1 pseudogene is annotated in these 730 nt (G+C 55.5%); it reads right to left on the minus strand.

Features of this window, described 5'->3' with window-relative positions:
• Positions 1–637 (minus strand): annotated as a pseudogene (locus AB4Z23_RS27455) (hypothetical protein); the annotation flags it as partial.
• Between the last annotated feature and the right edge of the window lie 93 nt (positions 638–730).

Raw genomic sequence — 730 nt, forward strand, 5'->3', positions numbered from 1 at the left:
GGGTGAGTACATGCAGGCGCCCATTCCGCCATATGACTGTCGCATCTATATCGCCGCTGTCCTGACCTTTTTTGTCTGTCACTGAAAACCGGAAGGTGCGTGCGGGGATTCCCTGTTTTGCAAGCAGACTGTCTTCCTCACTCGATATCAGTGCGGGTGGCCGGGCATCAGGTGTCTGCCTGACAAAGTAATCCCTCACGATCGTGGCTCCGGCCATTTCCAGGTCCGGTTTTTCCTTCATGTCCTGAACGAGCAGCCATATCAGGCCAACATCTCTTCCGCCCTTGCGCCTGATCATGTGCAACTCGGCCGGCAAAGCGCCATGAAAATCGTTGATCGGTATTTCCCACTGGTCCGGGATGCGGAGTGCGATCCGCTCGTTGCCTATCCGAACAGGAACCGATTGCAGCTCCTCCCCAAAGCTTGATTCTTCTCCATTTTCCCATGAGAGGCTGTCAATGAACGCAACGGCATACTTGTCAGCCCGAACTACCAGATCATAAGCCGCGTCAGCATCCGCCGCGTTGCGGACATCTGCAACGAAATTTATGCCCAGCGCCTGCTTCCCGCGAGAGAAGCAATAGCTGATAAGGGCGCTATGTGGTTCGCCGCTCTGATCCTTGGTGCCCAGAAGCATAGCTTCTGTCAGGTCCGATGCAGCTTTTGAGACGCGCGTTGTGTATCCAGCAGTGTCTGCCTGGTAAGTGCAGATCCGGAACGCTGCCGATGG

Origin of the sequence: Agrobacterium sp. MCAB5, from assembly GCF_052114365.1 — a bacterium.
GTDB lineage: Bacteria > Pseudomonadota > Alphaproteobacteria > Rhizobiales > Rhizobiaceae > Agrobacterium > Agrobacterium tumefaciens.